Raw genomic sequence first — 9,551 nt, 5'->3', positions numbered from 1 at the left:
CGCGCCACAGCGCCGCGAGCGCGCCCGTCATCGGCGCCGACACGCAGTCCGCGCCCCGCACCTCGACGACCTTCTTCAGCCGCACCTCGGGGAAGAGCGTGGAGAGATGATCCGTCCAGTCGCTCATGTCGGCGGGGCTACCCTCGAAGCCCTGCTGGATGAACTGGCGGAAGCTCATCTTCGGGCGGAGGTACTCCCCGCGCCGGCGCAGGAAGAGGATGGGGGCATCCAGGGCCCACTCCACATAGGCGCGGTAGGAGAAGGAGCCGTCGAAGAAGGCGCGCAGGTAGCCGCAGCGCGTGGGGTCCACCTCGTCCCAGACGCGGTTGCGGAAGGACAGGTAGCCCGAGGGCTTGCCGTCCACGAGCGGACTGTTGGCGTAGAGGGCATTCATGAGTGGCGACAGCCGCGCCACCAGCACCGTCTTGCGCACGCAGTCGGCCTCGTCCTCCCAGTCGAGGGAGACCTGACCGGTGGAGGTCATCAACATCATGTTGAGCGCCAGCCGGCCGCGCTCGGGGAGGCTCTGGCGCATGGCCAGGTAGCGCGTCTTGGGCATCCACGGCATGTCCGCGGGCGTCACGAAGGGCCGGTAGCCCAGGGCCACCAGTCGCAGCCCGAGCGGCTCGGCGGCGGCCTTCACCTCGGCCAGGTGGGCCAGGTTCTCCGCGTGGGCCTCGCGCGCGGTGTGGAGGGGCGAGCCCGAGAGCTCCAGCTGCCCGCCCGGCTCCAGGGAGATGGTGAGCATGCCCTTCTGCAGGGCGATGACGGGCGACTCCGGCGTCTCCCGGAAGGGGGTGTAGCCGGCCGGGGCGATGCGCTCCAGCAGGGCGCCGATTCCGGAGGGCCCCTCGTAGGGCACGGGCCGCGCGACCTGGACGGGGTAGACGAACTTCTCGTGCTCGAGCCCGAGCCGGTGCTGGGACCGGGGCTTCTCGGCGGAACGGAAGCCGGCCAACAGCATGTCGATGGAGGTGATGGGCTCGGAGACAGCACGCTGAAGATCGAGGGACATGTCGGGCCCCTTTATAACCGTCATTGACCCCGTCGCCGTCATTTGCGCATCGTCTCGAAGATGACCCCCCCCTCCCCGGTGCCCACCTTCTCCGCCCGGTCCGGTCCGTCGGACTTCTTTCAAGGGCTTGCCCTGCTGGGCAAAGCCTGGGGCCTCATCTTCCGCTCCCCCCGGCTGCTGGGCCTGTCCGCCCTCTGTGCCGTCGTCACCCTCGTGGCCCTGGGAGGCCTCTTCGCCCTCCTCTGGGTGTACACCCCGCAGCTCCTGGGGTGGATGTGGACCCTCCCCACGGCCTGGTATGGCCGCATCCTCTGGTACCTCGTCCTGGCGCTGCTCTTCCTCGTGCTGCTGGTGGTGGGGGCCAACGTCACCCTGCCCCTGGTGCTGGCCCCCCTCCAGGACCCCCTCTCGGAGAAGACCGAGGAGCTGTGCGGGGACTTCGCCTCGCCCCCCTTCCGGCTGGGGCCCTTCCTCCAGGGCCTGGTCACCAGCGTGGCGCACACCCTGGCGCGCGTCTTCTTCCTCCTGCTGGGGCTGGCCGTGCTCTTCCCGCTCAACCTCGTGCCGGTGGCGGGCAACGTGCTCTGGACGGTGCTCGGCAGCGTGTGGACGATGCTCTGGTTGGCCGGTGAGCATCTGGCGGCGCCCATGACGCGCCACGGGTACCCCTTCGCCGAGGTCCGTCGGGTGCTGGGTCAGCGCTGGCTGCTCTGCCTGGGCTTCGGGGTGGGGGTCTACATCCTGCTGTGGATCCCCCTCCTCAATACCTTCTTCCTCCCGGTGGCGGTGGTTGGCGGCACGCTGCTCTACCGGGGGTTGCGTGCGGTGGGGAACGTTGCCCCCCCTCCTTCCAGGGCCCTCGGGAAATAATCCGTCCGGCCGGTTGTCTCGATCCGGTGGACCTCACGCGGGAACGCAGCGCGCCCTCATGGCGTTCTCCAACGTTGCGGGAAGGCAGCGGCTTGAAGCACCGAGAGTCCGTGATTAGGCTTGCTCGGTCGCTCCCGGCGCTTCCATTTCTTCCCATCTACTCGGATTTACTGGGTTTTTCACGCATCACCCCCGGGGTCTTCCAACCCCTCCTGGATGAACCATGCCGCGACTCTTTCGCCGGATCACCGCCGTCGCCGTCCTACTTGGCGCCTGGGCCCTCGTCGGAAATGACCGGGCACCACTCCCCCTGACACTCGGCGCGGCGGAGGCCGGCCAGGGCAGCTCGGACTCCAGCCGTGTCGCGGGCGAGAAGGGTCAGCATGACCTCTCCTCCCTGCGCGTCTTCACCAAGGTCATCCTCTATGTGAAGGACAACTACGTCGACCCCAAGCGCGTGCGGCCCAAGGAGATGATGATCTCCGCGCTGGAGTACGTGGAGAAGAGCGTCCCGGACGTGCTCGTGGACGGCAACGCCGAGACGGGCAAGCTGCACGTCAACGTCAACGGCCAGAAGCGCGAGTTCGACATCAGCCACGTGGACTCGCTGTGGAAGATGTCCTTCACGCTCAAGGACGTCTTCGACTTCGTGAACAAGAACATGCGTCCCATGGATGACACCCGCGACATCGAGTACGCGGCCGTCAACGGGATGCTCTCCACGCTGGATCCGCACTCGGTGCTGCTGCGCCCCGAGGTGTACCGGGAGATGAAGCTGTCCACCAAGGGGGAGTTCGGTGGCCTGGGCTTCGTCATCCAGATGCGCGAGGGCAACCTCACCGTGGTCAAGGTGCTGCCCAAGACGCCGGCCTACCGCGCGGGCATCCAGAAGGACGATCAGATCAAGCGCATTGGCGAGGAGTCCACCGTCAACATGGACCTCAACGAGGCCGTGTCCAAGCTGCGCGGCGCCGTGGACAGCCGCGTCTCCATCACCGTGGAGCGCAAGGGCTGGGACAAGCCGCGCAACATGACGCTCAACCGCGCCATGATCTCCATCGAGAGCGTGCAGTCCAAGCTGCTGGCCGGCAACGTGGGCTACGTGCGCCTGAAGAACTTCCAGGGCAACACCACGCGCGACCTGCAGGCGGCCCTCTCCGAGATGCGCCGTCAGACCGAGGCCAAGGGCGGGCTCAAGGGCGTGGTGCTGGACATGCGCGGCAACCCGGGCGGTCTGCTCGAGCAGGCCATCCAGGTGTCGGACACCTTCGTGTCCAGCGGCACCATCGTCTCGACGGTGGGCCTGTCGGACAAGCTGCGTGAGGAGAAGCGGGCCCGGCCGGACGAGGGCGAGGACACCTACCCCATCGCCGTGCTGGTGAACGCGGGCAGCGCCTCGGCCTCGGAGATCGTCGCTGGCGCGCTGAAGAACCTCATCCGCGCCGTCATCATCGGCCGCCAGACGTTCGGCAAGGGCAGCGTGCAGGTGCTCTACGACTTCCCGGATGACAGCGCGCTCAAGCTGACCATCGCCAAGTACCTCACCCCGGGCGACGTCTCCATCCAGGAGGTCGGCATCGTCCCGGACATCGAGCTGGTGCCCGCGGCCGTCACCGACGAGCGCGTGCTGGTGTTCGCCCCGCGCAAGACCATTGGCGAGGCGGACCTGGACCAGCACTTCGGCAACCCCAACTCGGACTCGGTGGCCAAGAAGCGCGAGGACGTGCTCGGCCGCGAGAAGCCGCTGGAGTCGCTCAAGTACCTCAAGCTGGACGAGAAGCAGCAGCAGCAGGCCCAGGCCAAGAAGGAAGAGGCCGACAAGAACCCCGAGGTGGCCACCAAGGGGGAGAAGAACCCGCTGCTGGACGTGGAGTCGGTGGGCTCGGGCGAGGAGCTGGACGACCAGATGGACGCCGAGAGCCAGGATGAGGTGAAGGAGGACTTCGAGGTGCAGTTCGCCCGCGACTACGTCCTCCAGGTGCCCCTCACGGATCGGCGCGCCATGCTGCAGAAGGGCAAGAGCTTCGTGGAGCAGAAGCGCCGCGAGGAGGAGCAGCGCATCAACGCCGCCATCAGCGCGCTCAACGTGGACTGGGGCACGGGCGCCACGCCCAAGGACGTGAAGCTCGCCGCCACCTTCACCCCCAGCGTCGACCAGCGCATCAACGCGGGTGACACGTTCGACCTGGCCGTCACCGCGGAGAACAAGGGCAGCGAGCCCCTCAAGCGCGTGCGCGCCTGGACGGAGAGCGACAACTACTACCTGGACCGCCGTGAGTTCCTCATCGGCAGCCTGGCTCCGGGTGAGAAGAAGACGTGGAAGGTGAAGGTCAAGCTGCCCAAGGACCTCACCTCCCGCCGCGACGAGGTCACCGTGAAGTTCCACGATGACAACGGGGCCCTGCCCACCACGCTCGTCAGCGAGCTGAGCTTCGCCGAGCTGCCCCGTCCCGCCTTCGCCTTCAACTGGCAGGTCGTCGACAACTGCGAGTCCTGCAACGGGGATGGCGTCGCCCAGCGCGGCGAGGACATCACCCTGGTGATGGACGTGACGAACACCGGCAAGGGCAAGGCGCTCGACTCGTTCGCGCAGATCAAGAATGTCGGCGACCCGAACATCTTCATCGAGAAGGGCCGCTTCAAGCTGGGCGAGATGGCCCCGGGCGAGACGAAGACGGCGCGCTTCCAGCTCGAGGTGAAGAAGGGCTTCCGCGAGGAGACCTTCCCGCTCAAGCTGGCCATCGTCGACGAGCCGCTCGAGGAGTTCGCCATGGAGAAGCTGCAGATCCCCGTGGCGGACGGCGCGGTGGCGAAGTTCGAGCCGAAGAAGGGCCTGGTGAAGCTCGCGGAGAAGGTGGAGCTGCTGGCCTCCCCGCAGCAGGACGGCGCGGTGCTGGCCAAGCTCACCCGCCCGGTGATGCTCAACACCGAGGCCTCGGCCAAGGGCTTCTACCGGGTGGAGCTGGAGAAGGACCGCTTCGCCTTCGTGCGCGCCCAGGACGCCCGCGACGCTCGCGGCAAGCCCTCGCCCGCCAAGGACATCTCCTTCGTGGCCCGCCGCTCGCCGCCGGACATCAAGCTGGACGTGGACGCCAGCCAGGGCGGCCTGGTGGCCAACGGCGACAAGTTCACCCTCTCTGGAGAGGTGAGCGACGTCACCGGCCTGCTGGACATGTACGTCCTGGTGAACGACCAGAAGGTGTACTTCCAGGGCGTGGACGCGAACGCGAAGCAGGGCGAGCCGCGCAAGCTCAAGTTCACCACCGAGTTCTCCCTCAAGGAGGGCAACAACAGCATCCTGGTGGTGGCGCGCGAGAGCACCGAGTTCGCCAGCCGTCGCACGCTGGTCATCCGCCGCCGTCCCGCCGAGGTGGCCCAGAAGGTGACGCCTCCGGCGGCCTCGGCCACCAAGCCGGCCAAGTCGGCGACGCCGTAACGAAGTAGCGCCACTGTTCGGCTGCCTCCGGGCGGCTTTCGTCGGGGCTCACCAGCCCTCTCGGAAGCCGCCCGTTTTATTGACGCTTTCCTCGCTCGCACGCTAGCGTCCGCTCCGTTGGCGCCGTTCGCCCGACGTGCGCCTGGGAGGCGGTACTCAGGATGCGGACGTTCAGCCGTTGGATGGCCCTCGCGGTGCTGGTGTGCGGCCCCGCCGCGTACGCGGATCGCAACGATATTCAGATCACCAAGCTGGGCAACCCGAACCGATTCGAGAGTTCGACGTCGACTACGCCCTCGGTGAACTTCAACCCCGAGGCCAACGGTGATTTCCGCGCCTTCGCCCGCACCTTCGCCGCGGTCCTCACCTCGGCGAACCTGATGCCGCCGGAGACGCTGGGCCACGCGGGCTTCGCCCTCAACGCGGAGCTCGGCGTCATCTCCCTGCCCTCCTCGGTGCGCCTGCCCACGGAGCGGCCGCAGACGGACTCGCTGCTGCTGCCCTCGGCGCACTTCCGCAAGGGCCTGCCCTTCTCCCTGGAGCTGGGAGCGCGCGTGGGCTGGGTGGATCGCAGCCGCCTGTTCGCCGGCACCGGTGAGCTGAAGTGGGCCGTCAACGAGGGCTTCACCTGGCTGCCGGACATCGCCGTGCGCGCGCATGTGACGCGCCTGATGGGCAACAACGACTTCAACCTGACGGCGGCCGGCGTGGACCTGGGCGTGGGCAAGCAGTTCCCGCTCGGCGGCATGGTGACGCTCACCCCCTACGGCGGCCTCGACCTGGTGGGCGTGATCGCCAACACGGACATGCTCGACTTCAACCAGGGCCGCACGCTCAATAGCACGCTCAACCCCGCCGATCCCCTCGTCGGCCTGAAGAACACCGGCGTCTACGATGAGGTGAAGTGGAGCGAGAACATCAACAAGCGCTTCTACGGCGGCGTGCGCTTCATCGGCGGCGCGCTGCAGCTCGGCGCCGAGGTGTCCCTCACCCAGCAGGGCCCCATCCCGGTGACCAACGCCGAGACGGGCACGACGGCGAACCGCTCCCTGCCCGCGGTGCTGGCCTTCAGCACCACGCTCGGCCTGGACTTCTAGGCCGCCTTGCCACGCAGGGCCTCGCGCAGGGCACGGGGCGTGTTGGTGATGAGGTAGGAGACGCCCATGTGCTCCAGCGCCCGGGCGCGCTCCGCGTCATCCACCGTCCACACCGCCACGCGCAGGCCCCGGCGGTGCCACTCCTCCATGCGCTCGGGGGTGCACTGCTCGTAATACGGGTGCACCGAGTGCGAGGAGACGAGCGGGTTGACCAGGTAGGCCTGCGGCCCCCAGCGCTTGTCCGGGTCGATGAGGAAGCCGCGGCGCAGTGAGGGCGCGGCGGCCGCCGTCCGGAAGAGGCACAGCGGGTTGAAGCTGGAGATGACCACCCGCTCGGACAGGGCGCGGCGGGTGACGATCTCCGCCACCTTCTGGGAGAGGCCGCCGTCGTCGAAGTGGTCGCACTTGAGCTCGATGTTGATGAGGAAGTGCGAGGGCAGCGCGTCCAGCACCTCCTCCAGCAGGGGGATGCGCGCGGGCGCGAAGCCGAGCCGGCTGCCCACGTCCGCCTGCTTCAGCTTCCACCAGGACGTGGTGCGCACCTCCCAGGGCAGGCCGGCGAGCCGCTCCAGGTGCTCGTCATGGCACACCACCACCTCGCCGGAGCCGCACACCATGGCGTCCAGCTCCACGCCGTCGGCCCCCTGGGCCACGGCCTCCTGGAAGGCGGCGAGGGTATTCTCCGGAGCGTCGGCGCTGGCACCACGGTGAGCGAGCAGGAGCATGCTCCCAGTGTGCGACAGGCCGGCCCGGCGGGCGAGCGTCCCGAACGGAGCCGTCCAGGGTGTGACAGGCGGCTTGCCTCACCCGAGGCTTTGCTGCACTGTGCGCCGCATGCTGGGGCTGCGAACCGGAGAGATCCTCTTCATTGGCTTCATCCTGGTGGTGGTGTTCTCCGCCGCTCGGATGGGACAGCTCGGCAATGCCGTGGGCCGGTTCGTCTACTCGTTCAAGAAGGCCGCCAAGGGGCAGGACTTCGTGGACGTGAAGCCCCTGCCCCGCTCCAAGCGCGGCCAGGACGTCATCGACGTCGACACGAACGACCCCAACTCCCGGCGCGGCTAACGCTCTCCGACGCTGCCCCCTCCGGCCAGCAGGCGTGAGGCCTGCTCGCGCAGCGAGGGGTGCACGGAGGTGTCCGCGGCCAGCTCTTCCAGGTCGCTCGCGTTGAGCAGGGGGACGATCTTCACCCCCACCTCGGGCGGCAGGTACGGGTTGAAGACGAGCGCGCGGCGCACCGCGTGGCGCGAGAACCAGCGCGGCGACTTCCAGATCTCCACCAGCGGCTCGGGCCGGGCCGGGCGACGCGCCGCCATGCGCACCACCAGGTCCTCGGTGAGACGGGGGTTGATGAGCGCGTTGCGCACCACCAGGGGGTTGCTCACCGTGGCCATCCGCGAGAGCACGTCCGGATCCCGCGTGAGCCGGGCCTGCTGCTTGAGGTGCCCCAGCGACTGGGTGAAGGCCTTGGCGTCCGCCTTGGCCGCCGCGCCCTCGTCCAGCTCCTTGCGGGCCGGTGCCGTCGCGAACAGGTCCGCCACCGACTGAAGCGACTGCACCTCGGCCATGCGGCGCAGCGAGTCCGCGTAGGGAATGCTCGCGGCCTCCAGGCCCAGCGCCGCCACGAAGGCGGAGAGGACGCAGGTGGCCGGCGTCCAGCCCGCACGGGCCAGGAAGATGACCTCGTGGAGCAGCTCGTTGGTGTCCAGCGGATCCCGCTTCGCGAGCTCGCGCGCGGCGGCCTTGCGGACGATCTCCGCACTGCCGCTCAGCGCGTGGAGCCGCCGGACGACGGTCTTGGCCTCCTCACGGCTGGCCATTGCCCGCCTTCTCCTGGGTCCCTCCGGCGGCGAGCTCGCCCTGCGGTTCGAGCGTCACCTCGAGCCGGAAGCCACTCAGGTCCGAGGGGTACTCGTAGAAGAAGACGACGAAAGGCGCCCGAGCCCCCGGAGCCACTTCCTTGGCGGCGGCGTCCAGGCGGGTGCGCAGCAGGGTGGCCTCATCCACCTTCTGGAGCGAGTAGAGCTCCTCGGGCGTGGGCACGGCGCCCACGAGGCCCTCGGCCGACTTCACCCGCTGGTCCCCGTCGTACACCGCGACGAGCGCCTTCACCCGGACGGGCGCGGTGCCACGGTTCTCCACCTCGCCCCGGACGAAGAAGAGGGTGTGGCCGTCGCGAGCCTCGTAGAGGCCGTTGGACAGGTCCTTCGCCACCAGGGGCCGCGTGGGCGACACCATCTCCCGCATCTTCGCGGGAGACAGGGCGGACAGCTCCAGCTTGCCGTCGTTGAGCCAGGCACCACCCACGGCGACGAGGCCCACCACCAGCACCGCCGCCACCACGAACTGCGCGGCCACCGCGGCCAGACGCTGCACGAGGCGCGGGCCCTGGCCGTCGGAGGCCTCTTTCTTCTTCTTCGCGGGCTCGGCGGGCGCGACGGCGATCACCGGCGGCGCGACCGTCGGTGTCATCGACGGCAGGTCGGGGAGGATCTCCCGGCTCGGAGGCGCCTCGCCTGGTCCCGGGAAGTCCGGGAGGGGGAACGGATTGCGCTCTGTCTGGGCTTCCGCTCGAGCCACGGGCGTCGCCGGGGCCGTCTGCGGGGCGCCCCAGTCCGGGATGCCCGACGGCGCGGCCTGTTGAGGCGCACCCCAATCCGGGATGCCCGACGGCGCGGCCTGCTGGGGCGCACCCCAGTCCGGGATACCCGACGGCGCGGGGCTCGGAGCTGGAGCAGCGGGAGCCGGAGGCGGCGCCGACACAGGGTCGAACGAAACGAACGGGTTGTTGCCCTCGAGCCCCTCCATCTCCCCCGAATCGGGAATCGGCACGGGCGCGGGCGCGGCACTCCGGGCCGCGGGAGCCGGAGGCAGTGCGGCCACGGGGTCGAACGCGACGAAGGGGTTGTTGCCCTCGAGCCCCTCCATCTCCCCCGAGTCCGGCACGGGCACGGGCCCGGGCGCGGCGCTCCGGGACGGAGGCAGCGTGGGCGTGGCCGACATCGTCGGCGCGTCCTCCGGAGGCAGCGAGAACGGGTCGTCCTCCTCGACGGAGACCGGCGCGCGGCGCCGGGGCGCGAGCGGGGGCGTGGCCGGCACCGGCGGGGCGGCCGCGCCGGAGACGCCCGGGGGG

General features: G+C 69.3%; 7 protein-coding genes and 1 pseudogene. 4 read left to right on the top strand and 4 right to left on the bottom strand.

Going from position 1 to position 9,551, the window contains the following annotated elements; translation table 11 throughout:
• Positions 1-1,015 (bottom strand): glutamate--cysteine ligase (locus VF697_RS31235; protein ID WP_331100664.1); only part of this gene is annotated, 1,015 nt, incomplete at its 3' end.
• Positions 1,016-1,075: 60 nt separating this feature from the next.
• On the opposite strand from VF697_RS31235, the gene VF697_RS31230 reads away from it, so the two are divergent.
• The 3 genes from VF697_RS31230 (at position 1,076) to VF697_RS31220 (ending at position 6,418) form a co-directional block, all read left to right on the top strand.
• Positions 1,076-1,885 carry an EI24 domain-containing protein gene (locus VF697_RS31230; protein WP_331100662.1) on the top strand — a complete coding sequence of 270 codons (810 nt, stop codon included), beginning with the start codon at positions 1,076-1,078 and terminating at the stop codon, positions 1,883-1,885.
• 223 nt (positions 1,886-2,108) lie between these two features.
• The gene (locus VF697_RS31225; protein ID WP_331100660.1) at positions 2,109-5,321 is read left to right on the top strand and encodes an MXAN_5808 family serine peptidase; all 3,213 of its coding nucleotides are present in this window, start codon (positions 2,109-2,111) and stop codon (positions 5,319-5,321) included.
• 161 nt (positions 5,322-5,482) lie between these two features.
• The gene (locus VF697_RS31220) at positions 5,483-6,418 is read left to right on the top strand and encodes a hypothetical protein (protein WP_331100658.1); all 936 of its coding nucleotides are present in this window, start codon (positions 5,483-5,485) and stop codon (positions 6,416-6,418) included.
• Here the strand turns inward: VF697_RS31220 and VF697_RS31215 are convergent.
• Positions 6,415-7,143: a glycerophosphodiester phosphodiesterase gene (locus VF697_RS31215; protein WP_331100656.1), complete on the bottom strand. Its 729-nt coding sequence runs from the start codon at positions 7,141-7,143 to the stop codon at positions 6,415-6,417. The genes VF697_RS31220 and VF697_RS31215 overlap by 4 nt on opposite strands.
• A 109-nt stretch (positions 7,144-7,252) precedes the next feature.
• Here VF697_RS31215 and VF697_RS31210 point away from each other — a divergent pair, with 109 nt between their 5' ends.
• Entirely contained in the window at positions 7,253-7,483 is a 231-nt protein-coding gene (locus tag VF697_RS31210) for a twin-arginine translocase TatA/TatE family subunit (RefSeq protein ID WP_331100654.1), read from the top strand.
• On the opposite strand, the gene VF697_RS31205 is transcribed toward VF697_RS31210, so the two are convergent.
• Positions 7,480-8,238, bottom strand: a complete 759-nt coding sequence (locus tag VF697_RS31205; RefSeq protein ID WP_331100652.1) for a hypothetical protein — start codon at positions 8,236-8,238, stop codon at positions 7,480-7,482. The genes VF697_RS31210 and VF697_RS31205 overlap by 4 nt on opposite strands.
• Positions 8,225-9,551 (bottom strand): annotated as a pseudogene (locus VF697_RS31200) (hypothetical protein); the annotation flags it as partial. The pseudogene VF697_RS31200 and the gene VF697_RS31205, both read right to left, overlap by 14 nt.

Origin of the sequence: Archangium sp. (assembly GCF_036388035.1) — a bacterium.
GTDB lineage: Bacteria > Myxococcota > Myxococcia > Myxococcales > Myxococcaceae > Archangium.
Note: the sequence above shows the minus strand (reverse complement) of the source record. Positions and strands in the feature narration are given on the sequence as shown.